Here is a 24,227-nt window from a genome sequence, read left to right as displayed (position 1 = left end):
AAAGGAAACACAAATTGTGTTTCCTTTTTTCTTTATTTAGGGATTTACTTTTGTTCGTAATCTGTATCCCATTCTGTTCCATCATCTCCCTTATGACCATCCATTTTTATAAGGAAATTTTTAGCTGGGAAATAAGGTTTCATATGGATATCCATATAAATTCTGTCTTTCTGAATCGGGTCCTGTTCAAATCTTCTGATCTCAAAGTTTTCAATTAATTTGTCTGGTCCGGTAATTCCATCAAGGAAAGCGACGATTTGATTCATAATCTCTTTACGCGTTTTGGCTGTAAAGTTTTCAAACGCACGACGATTAAGGAAATCCATCAATACTTTTGTTACATAATCAAATACACGCACTACAGAATAGGTTTGAAGACCTAAATTATCTCCGCTAAATAATGTTTTTGCAGAGAAAGCCATTACTTTTCCATACTCGTTTACCATTGGTACCAAGCCAAGATTTTCAAGATTGGCAATTTCGCTTTTCTTAAGATCAAACTTAACTCCGTCTACCTCATTAATTCCACCAAACTTTTTACCTGCAGTAACCTGAGACATTAGTGTTTTGTAGATTTTTCCAGCCAACGCTGCCGATGGGGCAATATGCAAATCTTCATTTTCACCAATTTGGTCAAATCTGCCACGGCCTACAAGCCAGTTACAAGTCATGATAACGTTAGAACGATAAACATCTCCACCTGTTAATGAAGCAGCATCAAACATTTTCATTACATCATCCGGTTCGTCAAGATGTTCAAAATCTGTAACCAGCATTACTTTATTTTCATGCGCTATTTTTGCCCATTTTTCTATTACTTTATTTGATCCTAAGTAACCTGGAATAACCAGAATCCCGTAGTTATTTTTAAGATCTAAACGATCGTAATTATCTACTAATTCTGAATGAATGGCATCAATAAAACGGGTATTATCTAAATCTTTTAACTGCTCAATATCAGCATTTACTATTGTTACGTTTTTAACTTTGTCGGTTTCTGTATTTTTGAAAAACAAGGCAACAGTTCTGTAAGCCGCTTCGATTTCTCTGGTATCTTCAACTGCTTTTGCTAAGTTCTTTTTTAACAACGCCTCAGATTCTTTACATTTATCCTCACATTGCGCCACCATATCCGTCAAAGCTTCATTATTGCTTAAAACTGATGACCATAGCTCTAAAGTCTTTTTTAGAGTTTCTCTTTCTTTGGTTTTATTTACTTCTCCAAGAAAAATTTTTCTTCTTGCTTTTCTGTCAGGATTTAGGTTTTGCACGCCTTCAATGGCCATTTCCAATAAATCAAATCCGCCGTATTTGGCTAACTTTTCTACATTTTTTTCTATAGAACTCCCTGAAACTTTGCGTTCTAAAACCGCTGTATCTTCACTATTCTGATGTGTTTGTTTACTTGACATATTTCTTTATCTTTTAATTATTTATTTTCTTTTAATTCATTAATCAATGAGCCAAGACTTTCTAATAAAGCTTTTTTAGCCTCACCATCTTCGAGAGCGGCTTTTAAAATCTTGTTTGATTTTAACTGACGAATGATTTTTTGATATTGATCTTTTTCTGTTTCAAGATCCGACAGAAAATTACTTTGTGCTGTAATCCCTTTTACGCCAAAATCTCCTAAATTTTTAAATTTTAAAGCTTCCACTTTTGTAGCGCCATCAGCATTTTCAAAGTTTACTTTTACTTCTGGTTTAAAGTGTTCAAAAGCTTTTTCAACGTTCGTAATTCCTTCTACCAGTTCTGGTTTTATAGGAGCGTCTACTGTTAGTTTTTGAGCTACAAGTGTTCTGTTTTGAGGGATTGCAATGATCGCTTCATCTGCATCCAGTTTTACTTCATTTCCTCCAATTCCGTAATTTGATAACATAATTCCTAATTTTAAATGGTTACTATTTTTTTACTTTACTAATTATTGATTCTGATAAATCTGGCGGCAGACATCTAAATCTCTGCTTACTTTTTCCAGTTCTTCTTTATATGTTTTGGCAGACTGATTTAAACTGTCTATCAAATGTGCATTGTGCGTAAGGCTCCTTATTTGTTTTTTGTAATCAATAATATTTTTGTAAGCCAAAATGATATTATTGTACAGTTTCTTATTATCTGTTGAATCTTTTGGGATTTTTTGATAGATATTGGCTACCATAACATTTGCCAAACGCTGCTGAAAATCATTATCTACTTTAGGCGAATTGATCGAATCAATTGTCATTCGAACGCTGTCGATTTTGACTGAAAAGTTGGACTGATAATCATATTCTCTCTTCATCATTTCGTTTTCTGCTTTCAACAATTTATTTTCTGCTGTGGGCAGATACAGATTAAAGGCTAGTGCCGAAAACATTATGATAAAAGTGATTGTAAACGCAATTAAAAATGCGTAGAAAGCTTTCTGACGTTCTTTTTTATTTAGTACTTCCATAATTTATATTTACTTTTTAATTAGTCTTTCATGAAAAAACCATGTCTTTTCGGATTGTGAACAATGTCTTTTTTCTCTGTTTCGGCAACAAACAATTCGATGCTTTCTTTTTTCTTCCCGATGTAATCCAGCTTGCTTAAAGTGTCAAACAGCTTTTCAATTTTCGCTAGAAAATTCATTGTAAGCGTTGTTGTTTTATCGATATGAACATGATCATAATTTGTATTTATCAAGGTGGTAAAAAGCACCTCTAAATCTCCTTGAGATAAATCGCACCATTCGGCGAAATAGTTTAGAAGCTCTTCTTTTCCTGCTCCAGCTTTAGAATCGATAAAATTTTTCATCACTCGAGCAAACGAAACAACCGTACTCAACATAGAAGCGGGATGCTGATGCAATGAAAACCAGCGAAACTGCGTTAGACAATTCCCCAAGAAATAACTTGTGTTGTCTGACAATTGCATCACGGTTTGAGCAAGAACACCTGTCTGCTGGAATCGATTAATTTTCTGAGAAATTTGAACCGAATAAATCTCAATCTGACCAAACGATCTTGCAATTTCTGCCTGCATGTCGGCTAGTTTTGAATTACAGCTTACGGTAACCGAGGCAGGAATATAATTTTCATCCAGAACTGTGGTATCGCCAATCAAAATTTTTCCGATTGCCAGATAAAAACCTCCATAACCAATCCCTGAACGAAATTCTTCTGCTTTAATTAAATGAAGTTTGTATTCTGGCTGTGTAAATGGATATCTTGGCGGAACCTCATCTGGATCGGGTTCGCCAAACGGAATTCTTTTTCTGGAATTAACCGAAATACAGGCAAGCAATTCTAATTGTTCTCCTTCTTTAATTTCGTAAGTATCCTCAGGATACGGAACCTGGAGATCTAATGTATCTGTATTTGCTTTACTTATTTCGATTCTAGAACCGTTTGGCGTAATAGCATGACATTCTTCTACACGAACTCTTAATAGTTTGTGATTGTCAATCCCCAAAGTAATTTTGGTCGATTCTTTGCTGTGATTTCCTGAGTCCAGCAAACCGTAGCTAATAGGCGTAGTATGAATTCCGACTGCGTCATTGACCAATTCGGAAACGTTGTCCTGCATGGCCAAGAAATGATTTTTATTGATTTTCATTCCGTCTATCCAGTTTACCGGAAAATGATTTAATTTTTCTATCATGATTTATTCTTTATACTTTTTTAAGTTTATTCCATAGTAAAATGCCTCATGTAATTAGATTATTTGAGGTTTTTAGGTAATTATTAGCAGTGGTGGCTAGTTAATTACTTTTATTTGTTTTTGGAAATTGTTTTTGGTGATGTTGTATAATATTGATTATGTGTCTATTAAAACACATAATCAATATTATTACTGTCCTCTTAATTTATTTTCTACTCTAAGTATAGCATTATCATAAACAGTATTTTCTTTTAACTCTTTAGCTAATTTGTAATAGTTTAAGGCTCCTTGAAAATCATTATCGTTTTCAAATATTTTAGCAATATTGAAATAAGCACTAGCTTTAGTTGTATTGACAGAATTTCCAGAAGCATATGTTATGGCTTTTCGATTGGCATATATAGCTTCTGCTTTAAAACCTTTTTTTATGTACATCAAACCTAAATTTCCGTAGGCCTGTCCAAAAGTTGGATAATATTCTAAAGCTTGTTTATAAAAACTTAATGCCATATCAATGTCTTTGCTCTGATAGGCTAAATCTCCTTTTTGATTTAATTGTAGTGCTTTCTTTTTATCCTCATTTGAAACATAAACCTGTTCTTCGGTATTATCATAAGAGCTTTCAATACCTATTTCCTGCTCAGATTTAGAAATTATAGTATTGATGTCTATAATCTCTCCATTACCATTGATTTTAAATAAGTTCCAAATATTTCCTTTTTTATTTTTAGGAATGTAGTACGTTTTAACTAATGACTGCCCTACATACACAAAGACTTTTGCATCACTGTTTGATAGTTGAAAAGAATTTGAATTTCCTCTATTCGAATAATCGTGTACAAAATAATGATAGGTTTGTCCAAACTTTTTATTTTCGATTGTTATCGTTTCCGGCCCATAGCTATCTGTATCATCAACATCTAAATTAGCCGAGCTTCCTTTTTTATGCTGAAAGTAAATGTGGCTCCCTGGAAAACTTAAATGCGAATCTAGATCTTCTGGATATCTACCCCAGTTCAAAACAATTCTCATTCCGTCTAAGTTTTTCATTACTGGACTTAATGCGTATGTCAAATCATTGCAGGGGCATTTTACTACCAAACTCGAATAGTTCTCTTTTTTAATGATTAATAATGTATTGGAGTCATCTTGAAAACCACCATTAATTACAGCTTTACCTTGACTATTGGTTAATTTTTTGGCTGATGATTCTCCATTACGCTGGATCATTACCTCTGCATTATCTAGTACCTTGTCTTTTTCTACTGCTGACAAAACTTGTATAGAAATATTTTGACTCATTACATTTCCTGTAATTGCCAAGGCTAAAAAGGACATTAAAAAATTTATTCTCATTTATAATTATTGTTTAATTTAATACCATAGCAAAATGCCTCATGTAATTGGATTACGTGAGGTTTTTAGTAATTATTAGCAGTGGTAGCTAGTAATTAATTTTTATTTGTTTTTGGAAATTGTTTGCGGTGGTATTGGGGAAAATGATATATTAGTCTTACAAAGTTAAAGGTTTAATCTTTTATTTAAAAGTCTTAATGAGAATCTGCATTTTTTTTAATATTAAAATAGGATTGTTAATCAAACTTATAATTTTCTCCTACTATATTATGAAGTTTTGCAATAAAAAATTTTAATTTAATTAGTAAATTAATATCAATATTTTGTGGTTTTCCAAAAGAAAAATAAACTTCTAAAGCTCTCAATGGAAAATTGAGACTAAAGCTGTCATTTATACTATTCAATTTCTTTTCTAACTTTACTAGAATGTTAAAAGTATTAATATCTAAATTCTCCATATTTAAATTAAAATGTTTGACTATGTAACTTTTATTTGATATTGGAATTTCAAAATTTGATACTACAAAAACTGCCAATTCTTTATAAGCTTCTAACATTAATTTATCTTCAGAAACATTAAAACTTCGATTCCCTACTAAGAATCTAACATCTGATATCAATATTGCTATTATATTATAATTTTCACACATAACTTTTCTTTAAAATGATATATTTAATCCACGCTGCTCCCACAAGAATCCTTTCGTGTGGTACGCTCTACTTACACATTAAACATCCTAAAAACAATTACATCATCAACTAATCATTTTAATATATTAAACCTTTTTAAAACTAGAATTCTACCGGCATAATACAACACGAAAGGATTCGTGCGGGAGCGGGGAAATTCACCATGACTATTTAATTATTTTTAACTACTATAGTACCTTTCTTATCAATAATGTAAGATTTGAAAAAAATATTCTTTTCATTTATATTTTTTCTTTTGTATAGACTGATTACATAATCCTTTGAAATATTAAATTGAGTAATTGATTTTCCATCCATTAATCCTATTTCTAAAGAAGAAATTACTTTATTACCACTAAGAACTATTAAATCATATGATTCTATATCTGAATCAGTATTACATAAAATCATAGGTTGATAATCATCAATTTTTGGAAGATACATATAATCACTTGGATGGAAATTATTACCAAAAACTCCTGCAATGATATCATCTTCTTTAAAAAAATATTTTGGATAATTATTATTGCATTTTATACTATCATATGGATTTATACATGCTTTATAATATTCATCAAATTCTATCGGTAAAACCGAATATCTAATTTTTTCATTGGAAATATTTTTTTTAATTTCCTTTTTTTCTATTTGACATAAATTGAAGATATCATTTTGAGATAATATGCTTTTATCAAAATCTAATTCTATTGGGGTATCTAGATCAGCACTTGTATTGTATAATTTATGATCATTAACATTTAGAACTAACCAAGCAATTGTACTTTCGACAATTTGTTTAATCTTAGGGTTTTCAGATACGTTATTTTCAATGTATACTTGAATAGTTATATTATCACCTTCAATTCTATCTATTTTAGTTAAAAAGTCATTTTGTCCTCTTAAATCTAATTTACTTGATTTAACAATTTGGTAAATAATGTCACCACACGTTGTTTTTTGACTCTCAGTTGAGGTATCTTTTAATGAATCATTTTGCTTTTCAAATTTGGAATTTTTACAGCTTATTAAAATCAATGATATTACTACTATAAGTATTTTTTTCATGTTAAAATTCTTTTCTACTTTCTCTTGGATTTTCTTATATGCTTTTTACTATCGATTGACTAGTAAACCTTTTTTCAGGATGAGAAAGCAAACATTTTATTCCAATCTTAATTTACTTTTGTGAACATATCCCATATTATTTTCTTTTGTACTTACATAAAACCAATCTCCTGATACATCAATAATAGAAACTTCATCTCCTGTCTTTATTTTTTGTAAAATTTTAGAGATTGTGTTTTTTTCTTTTCGCAAATTAGTATAACCGTCAGAATCCTGTATTACACGATTTGCCATCGGAGGACTTTCTCTGATATAATCATTTAATAATGGATATCCATAAGCCTTATACTTTTTCAATTTATTCAAATATTCAGGGTTATTTTCTAACACATTACTAACCGCTCCATCTTTCAAATCTCCTTTTTTTCTTGCTTGATAAATCATTTTTTCAAGTAAAAAAGAAATATCTTCTTCCCTATTTCCCTCATATCTTTTTATATAGTCTGGATTATTTTTATCAATCAAAATTTCAATAAATCCAGAATCATAAATAGGTGATTTTGGATAAATATCTAAATAACTTTCAAATAGCTCTTTTCTTAATTCCCAATTTCCACGAACTCCATGTCTTCCAAAAAAAAGATTAAATAAGTCACTCATATTTTCTTCAGAATCTTTAAATATATAATTTAGATATTCTTTTTCTTGATCCGTATTCCCCTTGTATCCAAAATATACAATTAGAGAACCTAAATAACTATTATCATTATGAAGCTTTAAATAACTAAATGCCATCTTATCATTATAGAAAATATATTTATTTAGATAAACAAACGCTAGTGGATCATTATAATTATCTCCACCTGTAGGATCAGGATACCATAAAATAAATCTTTTGTCTTTAATTGCAATTGGATACAATTCTTGTGAATCTGTAATTATTGTCCTTGGATTTATTTCTACTTCTTTTTCATTTGGATATAAATTTAAATCTAAGCCAAAAACTTCTTTTACTTTGTTATTATAAATCGTTTCAGAAGGAAAAATAAAACCATTTTTTCTTAAAATTTCATAATATTTATCTGTTTCATTTCTTTTTTCTCCTAATACTGTTTTTAGATTATCATTTTTTATTAATTTATTTTCCTTCTTTTTCGAATTACAAGAATTTAAAAAAAATAACACCAAAAAGAACAGAGTGAAAATTATTACTTTTTTCATTACATTTTCTTTTACAAATTTTCCTCAGCCGACAAAAACATAACTAGACTTTTTTATTTCTTTTATTCAACTTTTATTTTGGTTTTATAGACATATCCTTTTTTCCTTTCTTTAGTTTGTACGAGCCACCAATCTCCAGAATTATCTAAAATTTCTATTTCAGAACCAGTACTTATTTTCTGTAAAATCTCAGATGATGAATTTTTCTCTTTTCGCAAATTTGTATAACCATCTGAATCTAATATACTGCCAAACTTAGTGGGTTGATTTTCAAATTGCAGAACATGATATATTTTTGTATATTTTTTAAGTACTGGAAATTCAAAATCTTTTAATCTATTTATCAAAGTTGAATCCTCTACATAAAAATTATTTAAAGCTCTATAAGCCATATTTACATGTGTATCTTCATTATCATGTATTTTAAGAACTGTTTCTAACAGATATCCCAATGTTTCATCATATAATTTATCAGGAATAGTTTTTTTTATCTCCGTCTTCTTTTTAAATAAAAAGTATGAAAGATCAATTATAAAATCAGGATTTTTTAATGCTATATCAGAAATTATTTTTTTTCTAATTACTTCCGTTTTACCTTTATTATTATACCAAAGCAAATGAAATTTGAAATCATCATTAAAATCATCAATATTTTTAATGTTTTGTATTAAACTCTTCTTTAATAAATCATTCTTTTCATAATCAAAGTATATTACAACATTTTCTAATCTATCTTTATCGCTAATTATTTTTGATATCGTTTCTACATCATCATAAAATAGAATTTTATTGTAATATACAAAGTCTTTGTTATAGTCATCTTCCATACCTTCGTTCAATATCTCTGAAAATGCATCTCCTGCCCCATCGATGTTACCTCGATCTAATGAATAAGTATCAATAAATCTTTCACTAATAATAGCACTAACACTATTAGGTATATTTAGATCATTATATTGTGAAGTATCTAAATTAACTCCAAAATAATCAACAATTCTATTTTGAAAATCTTCATAACTTGGATATTTATAGTTGTTATCTTTTAGCAACTTATTCATCAATGGTACATATCTTTTGTATAATGTATCCTGGTATAATTTTGTCAATTTATCTGTTTCCATCTTTTCTTTTCTTGTCTTAGAATTACAACTAATCAATACACTTGTGATAATAATTAAAATAATAAATGTGTTTTTCATTACTGTTTACTGTTTTGCATTCTTTGAATAATTTCTTTTTACATCTTTTGAATCAATTTCAAAATCATATTCCTTATATACGTCCTTTATATTAGTGACTTCCTCTAAATATAAATTGATTTTTTTTCCACTATTTTTCAACTTATTATATTGCTCAACCAAAACTTTCATATCGGCATTATAAACCCTCATACATCCATAAGTAAACTCCAAATAACTATTATCATTGATAGTATTTCCTTGTCTATGAGTATGTCCACTATGTATTGCTATACCACTTCTCCCCTTTTTAGTTGCTTCTAAAGCATCCCCACTTATTCCTGTGACTTTGATTAAACCATGATTACCATAACTCGATTCTCCTATGTGTACCTTTTCATACCAAGAACTCCACAGCCCTTTGGGAGTGCTTCCATGTCCTTCTGGTATCATTATAGCATTATTAGTAGTACCCATTGCTAGTACATAACATTTGAACAAAATCTCTTTATCATCAAATAAAACTAAAAGTCCTTCATTTCTTCGATCATTAGGAACAATAACATCAATGTATGCAACTTTAGAATCTGCTACATATGCATTATCATATGTTTTTAATTTATTTTTATCCTTGTTAATATTTTTCCCCCAAGTGCAATCTTTAATTTTAAATATTTTTGATGTGACATTATCAAATACTTTTTGTTTTTCTTCATAATTTGAAGAATTGTTTCCGTTCTTGTCTTTTATCTTAACATCATTTCCAACTTTAGGACATATTTTTCTTATTACATCTGTAGTTCCGTTTGCAATTGTATTTAAACCTTTCCATTTAAAAAAAGCCATTGAAGATAAAACTGCAGTCCTTACATCTGTTCCTACTAATTCAGGATGCTTTACAATATCCGAACCCGATTTTAACGTATAAGTATTTGCATATTCGTATCCTGCCCTTCCTGTCAGTTGCAATAATCCTCGTCCTCTAAAATCCCAACCATCATTACCTCCTTTATTTCCTAAATCTTTACCAGTTTTATAATCTGGCATATAAGCCCAATTGGCAATATTTCTTTCATTTTCTAGAGTAACATCCACTGCTCTTGGATCTTTTCTATCTGCAATTTTTCTTCCCCATTCCTTTGCTTTTTTTCTGCCTTCTTCTGTTTGAAATTTACCAAAAGTGTCAATCAAACTTTGATAGTACCAATTAAAGCTTTCCCCATTTTTTAACTTCAAATTCAAACCAGTTTCAACCCTTGCCTGTGCAAAAAAGTGAGCTTTGTTCCAACAAGTATCCATTCCTAGCTCCTTCATATACGTATTGTATGTATCAGCGACAGCTTTACGCATACTAAAAGTGGCATTAGGAAATATTTCTTTTAAGTCATCTTGAGAACTATCCACTCTAATAGGTTTCTCACAATTTGGACACGTTCCTTTTTCCTTTTCCTTTTTATCATCCTCACTCCATTGAAAAAACTTCAAAACCTTATTAAAAATTTCAACAGCATCTTGTTTAAAGACCTGGTTGTCAACATCTACAACTTTGCTTTTTTTAGTGGTATGATCTTGCAATACTTCTACTTCTGCATAAAGTTCAAATTCTGAACCTTCTCCTATATAACCTCCTCCTTTACTTCTTGGGATTTGATTAAGAGGAACAACTACAGCATATAGATTTGATTTTATAGTAAATTTTTCATCAAATAATAAATCATCCGAAATCTTATCTTCATCGTATAATTTAAGTCTTATTTCTTTACTTATTAAGCCCGTAGAGTTTATCCAAACTTTAATCTGTTTTTCCTTAAAAACACCTTTTATTGCATGTCCAGCAGTGTCTGTAATACTTACAGAATTAATTTTTCCCTGAGCTGTTTTAGAAGTTTGGGATGTCTTCGGTTTTGCAGTTTCTGTTTTAGGCTGTTGTACAGGTACATTGTTTTTAGCCTGTTCTTTGGGAGTTGTTTTTCCTTTATAGGGTGTTACAGGTATATCAGTTTCTGTAACATCAACATTATTACTTGATATCTTGTCTTTTTTTAAGCCAGTTGTAGCATAGTAGGTATGTGTTTTGTTTCCCATCGAAGCAATATTGCCTATACTGGGTTTTAATACAAAATCAATATCTGCTTTACCATTTTTTACAGTTCCAGAACGGGTTTCAATTATATTTCTCGGGTTGGCATTTTCATGTCCTTTCTTCCCACTAAGGTCTTCTTCCCAAAGTGTTACGTAAACAGTACGTTTTTCCATATCCAAACAATGAACGCGTGCTTTTAGGGTTTGCCCGTAAGATAAAGGTTTTGTTACTTTTTTCCCGCTCTTGTCCAATAAGTCTATATCCTCGACTTTTGGGTTTTGAGCCGTATGTGTTTTTATATCAAGACGTGCTGTTTCTTCGCCTCTTTTTACCAAAATTCGAATGCCGTTTCTGGTTAAACTCTTTTGAAAGAATGTGTATGATATTTTCTTGCCTGTTTTATCATTTTCTTTGGTTTTGCGCCACCTTCTGTTCTCCAGCACATACACTTCCCATTTTACAGGATGCTCAAAACTAGCAGTGCCGACAGTTGCAGTATTTTGATAAGGCAGTACCGAAAGAATAGTATCACTTACTGTGTAAAACTCTTCAACTCCTACAACAGGATTAGGGTTACCAATTATTTTAAAATCTGACATACTATTTTATTTTATTTGCAAATAGAATCACTCTCGTCTAAACTCTCCTTAAATTTTGCTGTATCAACCATTGGGTTTAACTGGTTGTTTACTTGTGGCTTTGCTTTTTGGGCATTTTGCTTACTCACTTCTGCTTTTTGACCATGTTTGTAAACAGTAATGCAATCGGCTCCTCCAATAGGACAAGTGGCTTTACTGTCTTCCAGTAATATTTTTCCCTGATTGCTTAAGGTTACTTTTTCATAGAAACCGCTCCATTTTGTAATTACTGCCTGACATGGCAAATAATCGCCGCTTCCGTTGGGTTGCATTTTGCATTTCCCGAAGGTGTTTTTCTCTAATGTCTGACTAATTTCTTTGTCTGTAGCAATGAGTTTTTTATCTGCATCTTTATCATTAGCATAATGCTTTTGCTGCGATTTTACTTTTAATATATCTGCTTTTTGATCTACGCTAAATTTACATTTAAGCGAAGCTCCCTGAACTACTGCATGTTTCTCACTCATTGTCTTACATTTTTGAATATCACACTCGTTTGACTACTCTATTTTTATTCTTTAATTTTGAGTTTCTTCTTTCTTTAAAGGTTCAATTTGTATAATCACTTTTATTGGCTCATCATACTCGATACTGCATTCTAAATTTACCTTTTCGATACAATAACTATATTCATCAAGAAAATACAAAGCATGGAACTTTCCTTTCCAAGGATCAAATTCAAAACTGGTTTCGCCTTCAGTATCAACATAATCTCCTTTTTGCTCCACTTTTACCAAATTTGATTCATCTAAAACCAGATCTATCTTTTGTTCTACTGCAAACTTCGATTCTTCCTCTTTTTCTAATGGAAAAAAAACTTCATTCTGAAAGGAATAACTCGATGTGTAACCTATATAAATTCCGTTAAAAAAAGTTCTTAAAAAAAAATCAGAAGCAAGAGCATCAAATAATGTTTCAGAATTATCCAGAGCATATTCTGTCTGTTCTATATAATTTTCTGCAACCTCTCCTTCAAAATAATCTAAAACTGCTTCTTTTGCCTCCTTCCATCGGTTATCTATTTCATCATAATTGTAAATGTCAATCCACTTTCCTGATTCATCTGCAACAATTTTTAAAGGGTAAAGAACTTCTCCCGTTTTAGCTTCTAATTCATCCATAACTGTGTCTGGCATCTTATTGTTTACCTGAACATCTTTTCTGTTTATTTCAAACAAATGATATTTGTTTCTATCTGTAGCAAGCCATTTTACGCTTACTTTCATTTCAATTGTATCTGCTTCGTCTCCAAAAACAGTTGTATAGTTAACCTGATACTCTTTATTAATTTTGTCTGCAACAAATGGCAGTGTATAATTACTTGCTAAGCTTACTTTTTGATTTTTTTTCTCTGTTTTTTCCTTTCGTTCTTCAATAGTTTTTTCGGATGCCAAAATCAGAAACTTCAAGTGGCTTTTAAAATCTGCTTCTATTAAATCAGGAATTTCACAGTACATATTATGATACCATCTAAGATCCTCAGCTTCCACACCAAGATCACGAGCTACACTTTCGAGCGTATCACCTTTCTTTATTTTATAGGTACGAAACTTGTCGTATGATGACTCTTCGGGCTGATCTCTGTAATACATACTATCTCTAAAAAATTAAACTTCAGGCTCTTTTTCTTTTGTTTTAGGCTTAGGCTCAAACATAAAACCTTCTTTATCCTTATCTTTTTTATTTACTTTGATTTCTTCTTTTTTCTGTCTTTTACAGATAATAACTGAATTCTCCGTAATACCATTCATTCCTAAAGTGTATTTGGCATCTACATATTTTGCAGCTTGATACCATTTTGGTTGTAAAAAAAACACCCAGCTGCAATTTTCTCCGTCTTGCTTTAAATCAATTTTACTTTCGGCATTGTGTTCATTATAACCTGAAACAGTATGGTAGAACAAAGCTCCAAAGTCAATTCGTACTGGGCCTTTAGATCTTATTGAGGTATATTTTGTGTCGTTTTCTTTTTTCTGGATTAATAATGTTATCAGCAGTAAATCTTTCATCTGAACATTTTCAATTTCTGGGAAAGGATTTTTTCTTTCGGGAATTTTCCACGTAACATATTCTCGTGCAGGTATCTGCATCATATACTCAAAAACAATGTAAATTCCTGTAGGAACAAAAAGTAAGATAAAATGGGAGCACATTATAAATGTCATTTCGATCCCGTTTAATGCTGTATAAATAATCGCAAATAAAACACTTGAATAAAGCACCACCAATACTGCAAACAAAAGCTCTACTGCTACACTTCTAGCGTTAAACTCTTTAAAATACCAGCGATACAGCCATACATGTAAAATCCCAAATAATAAAGTAGCTATTTGGTAAAACATAAACTCGTCTGAGAGTTCATTGAATAGTTTATTATATCCTAAAAATGCTACTAAAGCATAGAGAAGTGCAAAAGAAAAAACATAGATGTAAAACTTTCTTTTATATTGTGCTGCGAATTCTTTTACTTTATCACTAAACAGTAATGTTAGTATAGCACAAAGCGCTATTACAACTACTATAAAGACGATGAGTTTTACATCAATAAGTGCTAATAAATGTTTTTTAACCATTTTTAAATTCGTGTTGTATACCCTAACACAGGCTGTTTATTAAAATTAAATTCTTCTGTTTCATGATTCATTATCAAAACTGTTTTTGGTTCTACTTCCATCGGGAAGAAATGCTCATAAAAACAATCTATAAATCTTTTTATTGATCCGTTGTGTATATAACTCTCAAAGGAATTATTCATAATTGGACCAATTTTTATTGTTACGTTCATCGAATAATCCATGTATTTATTCCCGCAGATAAAATCGACTCCTAACCTATTTTCTCCTAAATTAATCTGTTCATTTTCTTCGCTGTATTCTTTTGAACTTGTAATTATATATTCTACTTTTTCTTCAATAATAGTCTCCAGACAGCGGCAGGACAGATCAATATCTCCAACGATTTTATAAGCATAAGGCAGCAATTGTATAAACTTTGAGACCAAAACGGCGGGATAATTTTTTGATAATCCCCAAAAGTCATAGAAAAAATCAAGGGGTTTACTGCCATTTAGTTTATACAAAAAGCTTTTCTCAACACTTTCAATTTTTGTTCGGTAATGAAAAATTTCATTTTCAAAAGGATCAAAAAAACTGCGCGCTTCATTTTCCTGTTTTTTTTGATGTTTATGTTCCTTAATCATCTGGCGGACAGACTTGTCTGTTTTGTTTTCAGACAAACTATGCACAAATCCTTCAGGCAGAGAATCATACATGCTGTCACGAGACAAAAGCATTGTAACATAATCATGCCTAATATAATTATCGTCCTGAATTACAGCACTTAAAACATCTTTTCTGAAAGCTCTTGAAAACTGTCCTTGATTTGAAATGGTAATTTCATCAGCAGAAATAACCTCTTTTTCTATTAGTTCGTTAGCAATAATTTCTGCTCGAATATCATAAGAAATGCTTTCTATTTCCTGTACTATATTTTCAAGATCTTTATTATTTTTTTCTTGTATCTTCATTTATTCGCCCTGCTCCTATATATCGCAATTGAAAATATTCATCGTTAAAATTGTAAATCCCTAAACCTTTATCTGTGCAGGCCAAAATTCTGTCATTGTGCAGATACAAAGCCACATCTGAAATGGGATGATCTTTATCGTATCTAAAAAAAACCAGATCGCCTTCGGCCAAAAATGTACGTCCAGTAAAAATCTGAATAGACTTTGATTTCCACATTCCTGCCGGATCTTTAGGCAGTGTAACTTTATAAACATCACTATACAGAGATTGAAGAAAATAAGAACAGTCTATTCCTTTTTTAGAAAAACTCTTTTCCTTATATGGCGTATTAAGCCATGGGTCAAAATAAGAATAGAGTTTATAATTGGTAATCTTATTGGGCATAACTGCTAATACAATTGAGTACTTCTCTTTTAGATATAAAACTTCATCACTTAGATTTTCAGAATTATCATTAACAACGGTTTTATTTTTTAAACCTGTTTCTTCCATTTCCGCATCTTTTTTGAGTAACTCTAGTGAGTAATCATATTTAAAAGGAATTTGTGAAATATATTTTTTTCCAGTACATCCAAAGCATATAGCAACAAGCAACAGAACAAATAACTGTTTCATTTTTTAGTATTAATAATTAGAAAATTTGAATGCCCTTATTAGATTTTTTTACAACCAAAATGAGATAGAAGTGGTATTTCTCATTTATAACAAGAGACATTAAAATAGGTATAGGTTTACAAATATAAAATAATATTTTAAACATTTATAAGATTTTACATATAATATTAAAATAAATAAACTTATTTTTGCCATTATTATATACAAGCCTAAAATGAACACTAAAAAAATAGACAGCAGAATCATACTTTTTTTTAGTATTATTCTTCTTATAGCAATTGTATCTTTTCTAATACAATTTTTTAAACATGTAGATTGCAATGATGTGAAGTATTATATATTCTCTGATCATTCGCAAAGTGAAGAACCTGTTGAATTTTATGACAGGACACCCAATGCTAAGTCCTGGAAATGGGATTTTGGAGACGGCTCTAATATAGACACTAGAAGACATACTTTTCATACTTATAAAAAGCCTGGCAAATATATTGTAACCCTTACCATCAATGGAGAATGCACTCATACCAAAGAACTAGTTCTTACAGATAAATACTTATTAGACAAACTAGGAACTCCTAAAATCATAACTTCAAAAGTAATTACAGTTGGGCAGGCAACTTATTTTAATTCTATCTCAGAAAATGCAAAAACCTGGGAATGGGGTTTTGGCGAAGGAAGAGGAGTTATTGAAACATCTTCTAATCCTGTATATACTTTTTTAACTCCGGGAGAAAAGACGATCACTCTTGTTATTAATGGAGATTTCAGCAGGGTTGCAAAAAAAGTAATTTATGTACATCCAAAAGTAATTAAAAAGACAAATCCACTGGATGTAACTTCTTACGTGTATGAAAAAAATGCTGAATCTTTCAGCCTGCCAAGGGGCTCTGTAAAAAAAGATCCTCTAGACGATATGCTGCAATATGTTCCTGTAGCGCCAAAAAACAAAACTCAAAAAGACAGTATTACGCCAATTAAAAAAGCGCCTAAAATATCTGAAGATCAATTTGAGATCCTATTAAACAAAGTTGCAGAAGGAAGTAAAGTAAAAGATGATTTTGCTGATTTTTTATGTGATGATCTAGATGTTCCAGTTGTAAAAAATGATAAAGATTTATTGACTTTTTCTCAATTATGCGCTTCATTAAAAGGAAAAAAAATAAAGATAGAATCGATACGTCTTAACAAAGATAAACAGACAAATTGTGTTAAAGGAATAAACATCAGTTATAAAGTAAAAAAGTATCTGATATGGTCTAAAGATTAATTTTGGTATGGAAGAAGAAAAAAATGTTTTCAGCACAGAACTATTAAGTGCACTCGAAATTGCTAAAAAAATTGCTAAAGCCAATTTAAATAAATATTACTCAGCACCTCATTTACTCAAAGCCATTCTAACTCGTGATTTATCACTTTTGAAACGTCTTGAAAACATGAATAAAGATGTATATTATCTTGACGAATGGGCAGATGTACGAATAGAAGAAGAACCAAAAACAACAAATGTTCTTGATGCAGAACCTAGTGATTTAATTGACGAAATTATTAAAGAAGCTGAATCAATAAGAATAGCATTGAATGAAGAGGAAATTAGTCTTTATGCCATAATTACGGCTATTAGTTCTCCTGGTGTAGCATTTTCGTTTGATCAAATGAAAACGTATCCTATATCGCGAAATGAATTATTGGAAGAAATAGAAACAATTCCGCAAAATACTACATTCTCGAAACAAGAAATTAAAAAAGGTTTTTTAAGTAAATATTGTATTCATAAAAACGCCGAAAAGAAAAAAAACAAAGTTTTTGCGGTAGGACGTGAATCAGAATTAAATACCATTAAAGAAATTTTATGCCGCTTCTCTAAGCCAAATGTTTTATTAATTGGAGATAGAGGCATTGGAAAATCAATTCTAATTGACACGTTAATTCAAAATATAACTGATAACCAAGTTCCTGATATATTAATCAAAACACAGCTGTTTGAATTAGATTTATCTTCGTTAATCGCTGGTGCATCATACAAAGGTGAAATTGAGGATCGCTTAAAAAACTGTATTCACGAATTACAGCAGTTTCCTAAGTCCATACTTATTATTGAAGAAATTCATACTTTATTGGATAAAAATGGCGGTGACTCAGGAGTTTCCAACATTTTAAAAAGTGAGATGGCAAAAGGTTTAAATATTATTGCAACCTCGACGATAGATGAATTTTCAAAAAGAATAGAAAAAGAACAAGGTCTTGCTGGAATGTTTGAAATTGTCAAACTAGAAGAGGCAAATGATGAAACATTATTTCGAATGATTCGAGAATCTATCAAAATTTATCAGGAACATCATAAAATTCAAATTGACAACGAAACCATTTCAGAATCAATACGATTATCTAGAAGGTATTTAAAAGAAAAAAGTCTTCCAGAATCAGCAATTAATTTGATTGATCATACAATGTCGGTTTTAAAAACTTCAGGTGAGACTTTTTTAAAAGAAAAAGGAGCACTTCAAAACAAATTGGCTGTTTTAAAAAACAATGACGCCAATTTATCTGAAGAACAATTAATTAAAGAATGTCACTGGTTTTTAGCAGACATATTACAAAAAACTACCTTTTTAATGATTGCTGAAGAAGAAAATGAAACAAAACAATTAGAATCTTCTGCAGCTTTAATTAATCAAATAACAGTTCTTTTAAGCACTCTTGAAATAAGAGCTTTGGACAAAAGAAGCCACATTGAAGCTTTTGATCTTTCTTTAGTCATTGCTCAAAAAACGGGTATTCCCGCAGGCAAACTAAATGAAGAAGAAAAACAGAAACTAAGCACCATTGAAGAGGTCTTAAACCAAAGAGTTATTGGTCAGGATCATTGTATTTCGACCGTTGCAGGCTCAATTTTAGAATCAAGATCGGGATTGAGCAAGGCTGGACAGCCTATTGCATCATTCTTCTTTTTAGGCCCAACAGGAACCGGGAAAACAGAGTTAGCCAAATCTTTAGCTGAATTCCTTTTTCAAGATGAAAATGCTATTATCCGATTTGATATGTCTGAATTTAAAGAAGAACATTCTGCAGCACTGCTCTATGGCGCGCCTCCTGGATATGTTGGTTATGAAGAGGGCGGCTTGTTGGTAAACAAGATCAGACAAAAACCCTACTCCATTGTTTTATTTGATGAGATTGAAAAAGCACATCCTTCTGTTTTTGATGTTTTTCTTCAAATAATGGATGAAGGAAAATTGCATGACCGCTTAGGAAAGGAAGGCGATTTCTCGAATGCAATTATTCTTTTTACCTCAAATATTGGTGCAGATCATATTGTGACCACTTTTAATAACGGTGAAATTCCGACTTCAAGTTCTTTAATGGAAATTATGGCAAATTATTTCAGACCTGAATTTTTGGGACGCTTAACAGAAATTGTACCTTTTGCGCCTATCAGCAAAGAAAATGCGTTGAAAATATTTGAAATTCACCTTAAGAAAGAGTTCATGGATTTGCTGAAAAATATCAATATTAGAGTCGAAATTCCGATCGAAGCAAAACTTTATCTTGCTGAAAATGGTTACAATGCCAAATATGGAGCAAGACCAATTAAAAGCATTATTAGAACACATTTAAGAAGACCTTTAGCAAAAAAAATAATTTCTGGTGAAGTGCAAGACGGAGATACAATTTCTGTCAGCATCGAAAACAACGAAGTAAAATGGGTTAAAGAAGAAACCGTTTCTCTTTAAAATTAGACTTCGACAATTTTATATAAAAAAAACGCTAAGAAATCAATCTTAGCGTTTTTTGCTATTTATTCTAAAATCAAACCAATCTGGCCATCATCTTCTAATTCTGTTTCGACTGAATCATCTTCTGGCAATTCTGGTTTTTCTGGAACTTCTTCTACAGGTTCTTCAAAAGGAAGCGGTTCCAACAAATTAACTTGTTTTAATTTATCTGCTGTTAATTGATTCCCTAAAGCTTTAAAACCTTTTACAGCAATAAAATCTTCAACATCAATATGTAAATCTTCTTTTTGAACTCCTTTTACTTTTGCAAAAACTAATTGCGCTACAGGACGATAATCCGTTGATACAATTTCTAGCTGCGAATTTGGATGATCTGTAATAAAACTTTCTTCTTTACCTTCATTTTCTACTAAGAAACGTTTTAAGAAATAACGTTCTTTTTCTCCATCATAATAAATCGCCGAAATTGGTTTTTTAGGTTTCCATTTTTCCAAAACGATCATATCTTCCTCAAAATGAGTAGATAATTCTGGAATAATAACTTTTAATTTTCCAGTCTGACTGATTACTAAAATTTTATCACTTGGTTTAAATTCTCCAAGCAATTCTCCTCTAGCATCAACATTCAAACGTTTAACAGTATCATCAAACCAAACTTTTCTTGGCAATAAAGTCGAAATCCCCTTTTCTTTTAATTCAATTTTTTTTATCGGATATTTGGTCACTAAATTTCCTTTAGAACCACGTCCTTTAATTGCCAATTTAGCAAAATCAATATCGAATTTCAGTTTTTTAATAGTTCCTATTTGACGCAATAAAATAGTTACAACCTCAGCTTCTCCATTCGGATTATGTGAAAAATACACAACTTGCGAACCATTTGTTCCGTTTGTTAAATCGTACGCTTTATCACGCGTCACACCCGAAACATTGAAACGCTTGATATATGACGGACCAGATTTTCCATCACGATACATCATGTTATAAATAGTACGCTTATCACTCTTATCAAAAACAGCAGCGTGTATAATATCTTTTCCAATAAAAGTTTTGGCATCGACTTTTGTAATCATCAATGTTCCGTCTCGTAAAAACACAATGACATCATCAATATCAGAACAATCACCTACATATTCGTCTTTCTTTAAACTTGTCCCTACGAATCCTTCTTCGCGGTTTACATATAGTTTTGTGTTACGTAGAACTACTTTTGTAGCTTCAACGTTATCAAAAACACGAAGTTCTGTCTGGCGCTCACGGCCTTTTCCGTATTTCTCTTTTAATTTAGTGAAGTATGCAATGGCAAAATCTGTTAAATGTTCCAGATTATGCTCTACCTCTTTCATTTCTTCTTCTAACCTCGAAATCAATTCATCGGCTTTATCAGAATCGAAACGCGTAATACGAATCATCGGAATTTGAGTCAAACGCTGTAAATCTTCATCAGTAATATCTCTGACAAATGATTTTTTGAAAGGCTCAAAACGATCGTATAAATATTTGTAAAGTGATTCTCTGTCTCCATATAATTTGAAGTCGATATACATTTCTTCACGAATGAAGATTTTTTCTAAAGTAGAGAAATGCCACTTATTTTTTAATTCTTCTAACTGAATTTCTAATTCCTGACGAAGTAAATCAACTGTTCTGTGTGTTGAAATTTTCAACATTTCAGAAACACCAATAAACAATGGCTTATTATCCTCGATAACACAACCTAAAGGTGCTACAGAAGTTTCGCAAGCTGTAAAAGCAAACAAAGCATCAATTGTTTTATCTGGAGAAACCCCTGGGAAAAGATGAATTAAAATCTCAACATCGGCAGCAGTGTTATCTTCGATTTTCTTGATTTTGATTTTACCTTTTTCATTGGCTTTCAAAATACTATCAATCAAACTTGATGTATTGGTAGAAAACGGAATTTGCGTAATCACCAAGGTATTTTTGTCTAATTGCGAAATTTTAGCACGCACACGCACACGTCCGCCACGAAGTCCATCATTATAGTTCGACACATCGGCAATACCTTGTGTCATGAAATCAGGATATAATGTAAAAGGCTTACCCTTTAGAATTTTGATCGAAGCATCTATTAATTCATTGAAGTTATGAGGCAGTACTTTTGTCGAAAGTCCAACCGCAATACCTTCCGCTCCTTGCGCTAGAAGTAAAGGAAATTTTACAGGAAGATTGTTTGGTTCAGCACGACGACCGTCATACGAAACACCCCAATCAGTAATTTTTGGAGAATACAAAACCTCCAAAGCAAATTTAGATAAACGTGCCTCAATATAACGCGAAGCTGCTGCTCCATCACCCGTTAAGATATTTCCCCAGTTTCCCTGGCAGTCAATCAATAAATCTTTCTGACCAATTTGTACCATAGCGTCACCAATACTTGCATCTCCGTGTGGGTGATACTGCATGGTATGACCAACAACATTGGCAACTTTATTATAACGGCCATCATCCAGCTCTTTTAAAGAGTGCATAATACGACGCTGAACCGGTTTGAATCCGTCCTCGATAGCAGGAACTGCACGTTCCAAGATTACATACGAAGCATAATCCAAAAACCAGTCTTTGTACATTCCCGTTACTTTAGTAATAACGTCTTCTCCCTCTTCTTCCTTATTTTCGTAAAAATGCTGCCCCTCGAAATTCTTTGCATCTACATTTATAATATCATCTGAATCATCTTGATTTTCATCAAATTGATTTTCATCTGAATTATTCTCGTCGTCGTTTGGAATGATGTTATCGTCTTCTTCGTCTTTCATTATATATGCTGAATTTATTTCAGTAAACTATTTCTTTTATTCATAATCTTCGTCAAAATATTTGATTCCAGCTTTTTTAAAAAGCTCTTCCATTTGACTAAAGCAAAAGCCATTGTAATTTTCAAGGTTTTTCGATTCTCTAAAACCTCTACACGACAAACAAAGCTCTTTATAACCAATTATTCTATTTTTTTTATCTCTGAAAAGTATCACATGTCGTGGCATATAACAATCTGCAGGCAACTCTTCTACCTGACAACTATCCTGAGACATTAATTCCAGTAATTCTGTTTTCAATACTGAATTTAATAATACTCTTTCTTTTACTTTTGTACTATCAAAATTCAATTTATGATCAACAACTAGATCTTTTGTATATTTATTATCTTTTTTCGTAATTTTTCTATCCCATCGCATTCGGTCTTCATAAGACAAAACCTCAACTTTAGATAAATTCTTTAAAGGAAAATCTCTTTTATTAATTATTTTGCTTACTGATTTTACAATTGGAATTCCTTCATTTTCGGTTGACACTTCCTTTTTTTCATATTTACAAGAAACTAAGATTACAACAACTAATAAAAATATTTTTCTCATTTTTATAATCTATTTACTTTCCAGAAGTTCTTTTAAAACTTCAACACTTGGTAAAACGGTCTTATATTTACTAGCAAAAATCTGCTCGTTGTTTTCTGGCAAAGTATATTTTACAACAGCTTCACTTTTAGTCTGGCAAAGCACAATTCCGATGGTTTTGTTTTCATCTTCCAATCTCATTTCTCTATCATAATAGTTGACATACATTTGCATTTGACCTAAATCCTGATGTTTTAATTCACCAATTTTCAAATCTATAAGGACAAAACATCTCAATATTCTATTGTAAAAAACCAAATCAATTCTAAAATGCTTATCATCAAAAGTAATTCTTTCCTGTCTTCCAACAAAAGTAAAACCATGACCTAATTCTAGCAAAAATTGCTCTAGTTTACTAATAATTTCTTCTTCTAATTGCGATTCAGAATATTGATGTAATTCGGGTAATCCTAGAAACTCAAGTATATAAGGATCTTTGATAACATCTTTCGGTTTTTCAATAATCTGCCCTTGCTCTGAAAGTTTTAAGATTCCTTCTTTATCTCTGCTTAATGTTAATCTTGTATAAAGTGCGGTATCATATTGGCGTTTTAGTTCTCGTACACTCCAATTGTGTTTTTCAGCTTCGATTTTGTAAAAACGTCTTTCTTTTTCATCATCAATTCGCATTAAAAAGACATAATGAGTAAATGTTAATTTAAAAAACGAAGCCAATGTTTGGTAATCCAGACTTTTGAATTCCGCAGTCACTGACTGCGTTTTTTCAGATTTGAATTCCTCAGTCAGTGACTGGGGTTTTTGAATTTGCAAAATCCTAGTCAGTGACTCGGATTTTGAATAAGTCAAATAAAACTTTCTAATATTCTCTAAATTAACTACCGAAAATCCTTTTCCAAACTCTTTAGTCAATTGTTTAGAAAGATCTGTTAGAAGTTTTTTACCATATTCTGCCCTATCTTTTCCGTTTTGTTCTTCCTCAACAATTATTCTTCCAATTTCAAAATAAGTAATTGTCATTGTTGAATTTACGGTACGCAAAACCTGTTGTCGAGCATTTTGCAATAACTCGGCGACTTGTTGGAAAATAACTTTATTTTGAAGGCCGTCTGACATTTAGTA

At 31.2% G+C, this 24,227-nt stretch carries 20 protein-coding genes; 2 read left to right on the top strand and 18 right to left on the bottom strand.

The genetic code is table 11. The annotated features are described in order from the left end of the window. Positions 1 to 44: 44 nt before the first annotated feature. From ACHRV0_RS09030 to ACHRV0_RS08960, 15 genes are all read right to left on the bottom strand, one after another. Positions 45 to 1,412 carry a DUF5458 family protein gene (locus ACHRV0_RS09030; protein ID WP_395440601.1) on the bottom strand — a complete coding sequence of 456 codons (1,368 nt, stop codon included), beginning with the start codon at positions 1,410 to 1,412 and terminating at the stop codon, positions 45 to 47. Between the two features lie 17 nt (positions 1,413 to 1,429). Then, positions 1,430 to 1,879, bottom strand: coding sequence for a hypothetical protein (locus ACHRV0_RS09025; RefSeq protein ID WP_395440600.1), 450 nt, complete (start codon positions 1,877 to 1,879; stop codon positions 1,430 to 1,432). A 42-nt stretch (positions 1,880 to 1,921) separates the two neighbouring features. Beyond that, a complete protein-coding gene (gene tssO / locus ACHRV0_RS09020) occupies positions 1,922 to 2,434 on the bottom strand; it encodes a type VI secretion system TssO (RefSeq protein ID WP_395440598.1) in 513 nt (170 codons plus the stop codon). Between the two features lie 20 nt (positions 2,435 to 2,454). After that, entirely contained in the window at positions 2,455 to 3,624 is a 1,170-nt protein-coding gene (locus tag ACHRV0_RS09015; RefSeq protein ID WP_395440596.1) for a hypothetical protein, read from the bottom strand. 189 nt (positions 3,625 to 3,813) lie between these two features. Next, positions 3,814 to 4,980, bottom strand: a complete 1,167-nt coding sequence (locus tag ACHRV0_RS09010; RefSeq protein WP_395440594.1) for a hypothetical protein — start codon at positions 4,978 to 4,980, stop codon at positions 3,814 to 3,816. Between the two features lie 236 nt (positions 4,981 to 5,216). Next, the gene (locus ACHRV0_RS09005) at positions 5,217 to 5,630 is read right to left on the bottom strand and encodes a hypothetical protein (RefSeq protein ID WP_395440592.1); all 414 of its coding nucleotides are present in this window, start codon (positions 5,628 to 5,630) and stop codon (positions 5,217 to 5,219) included. A gap of 211 nt (positions 5,631 to 5,841) precedes the next feature. Further along, on the bottom strand, positions 5,842 to 6,735 hold the full coding sequence (locus tag ACHRV0_RS09000; RefSeq protein ID WP_395440590.1) for a hypothetical protein: 894 nt from the start codon (positions 6,733 to 6,735) through the stop codon (positions 5,842 to 5,844). 96 nt (positions 6,736 to 6,831) lie between these two features. Beyond that, complete coding sequence (locus ACHRV0_RS08995) at positions 6,832 to 7,956, bottom strand: SH3 domain-containing protein (protein ID WP_395440588.1); 1,125 nt, start codon at positions 7,954 to 7,956, stop codon at positions 6,832 to 6,834. 62 nt (positions 7,957 to 8,018) lie between these two features. Further along, a complete protein-coding gene (locus ACHRV0_RS08990; protein WP_395440587.1) occupies positions 8,019 to 9,155 on the bottom strand; it encodes an SH3 domain-containing protein in 1,137 nt (378 codons plus the stop codon). Positions 9,156 to 9,161: 6 nt separating this feature from the next. Then, on the bottom strand, positions 9,162 to 11,816 hold the full coding sequence (locus ACHRV0_RS08985) for a glycoside hydrolase family 19 protein (protein WP_395440586.1): 2,655 nt from the start codon (positions 11,814 to 11,816) through the stop codon (positions 9,162 to 9,164). 11 nt (positions 11,817 to 11,827) lie between these two features. Next, entirely contained in the window at positions 11,828 to 12,322 is a 495-nt protein-coding gene (locus ACHRV0_RS08980; protein ID WP_395440584.1) for a DUF4280 domain-containing protein, read from the bottom strand. Positions 12,323 to 12,373: 51 nt separating this feature from the next. Beyond that, positions 12,374 to 13,447 (bottom strand): peptidoglycan-binding protein LysM, encoded by a 1,074-nt coding sequence (locus ACHRV0_RS08975; RefSeq protein WP_395440583.1) that lies wholly within the window; start codon positions 13,445 to 13,447, stop codon positions 12,374 to 12,376. 15 nt (positions 13,448 to 13,462) lie between these two features. Beyond that, on the bottom strand, positions 13,463 to 14,428 hold the full coding sequence (locus tag ACHRV0_RS08970) for a TssN family type VI secretion system protein (RefSeq protein ID WP_395440582.1): 966 nt from the start codon (positions 14,426 to 14,428) through the stop codon (positions 13,463 to 13,465). Between the two features lie 2 nt (positions 14,429 to 14,430). After that, positions 14,431 to 15,381: a type VI secretion system baseplate subunit TssG gene (locus ACHRV0_RS08965; protein ID WP_395440580.1), complete on the bottom strand. Its 951-nt coding sequence runs from the start codon at positions 15,379 to 15,381 to the stop codon at positions 14,431 to 14,433. Beyond that, positions 15,359 to 15,997, bottom strand: a complete 639-nt coding sequence (locus ACHRV0_RS08960) for a C40 family peptidase (RefSeq protein ID WP_395440579.1) — start codon at positions 15,995 to 15,997, stop codon at positions 15,359 to 15,361. Before ACHRV0_RS08960 ends, ACHRV0_RS08965 begins: the two co-directional genes overlap by 23 nt. A gap of 214 nt (positions 15,998 to 16,211) precedes the next feature. Here ACHRV0_RS08960 and ACHRV0_RS08955 point away from each other — a divergent pair, with 214 nt between their 5' ends. Together ACHRV0_RS08955 and ACHRV0_RS08950 are read left to right on the top strand one after the other, a co-directional pair. Beyond that, entirely contained in the window at positions 16,212 to 17,264 is a 1,053-nt protein-coding gene (locus tag ACHRV0_RS08955) for a PKD domain-containing protein (protein ID WP_395440578.1), read from the top strand. Positions 17,265 to 17,271: 7 nt separating this feature from the next. Further along, complete coding sequence (locus ACHRV0_RS08950) at positions 17,272 to 19,728, top strand: AAA family ATPase (RefSeq protein WP_395440576.1); 2,457 nt, start codon at positions 17,272 to 17,274, stop codon at positions 19,726 to 19,728. Positions 19,729 to 19,793: 65 nt separating this feature from the next. Here ACHRV0_RS08950 and ACHRV0_RS08945 read toward each other — a convergent pair whose 3' ends face one another. From ACHRV0_RS08945 to ACHRV0_RS08935, 3 genes are read right to left on the bottom strand one after another with little or no spacing between them, the layout of a single operon-like run. Beyond that, complete coding sequence (locus tag ACHRV0_RS08945; RefSeq protein ID WP_395440575.1) at positions 19,794 to 22,511, bottom strand: DNA gyrase/topoisomerase IV subunit A; 2,718 nt, start codon at positions 22,509 to 22,511, stop codon at positions 19,794 to 19,796. A gap of 36 nt (positions 22,512 to 22,547) precedes the next feature. Further along, entirely contained in the window at positions 22,548 to 23,108 is a 561-nt protein-coding gene (locus ACHRV0_RS08940; RefSeq protein WP_395440574.1) for a hypothetical protein, read from the bottom strand. Between the two features lie 9 nt (positions 23,109 to 23,117). Further along, positions 23,118 to 24,221, bottom strand: a complete 1,104-nt coding sequence (locus ACHRV0_RS08935) for a YhcG family protein (protein ID WP_395440573.1) — start codon at positions 24,219 to 24,221, stop codon at positions 23,118 to 23,120. Positions 24,222 to 24,227 lie beyond the last annotated feature (6 nt).

The organism is Flavobacterium sp. FlaQc-30, assembly GCF_044005885.1.
GTDB lineage: Bacteria > Bacteroidota > Bacteroidia > Flavobacteriales > Flavobacteriaceae > Flavobacterium.
The sequence above is the reverse complement of the archived record's forward strand: the minus strand, read 5'-3'. Positions and strand labels throughout refer to the sequence as shown.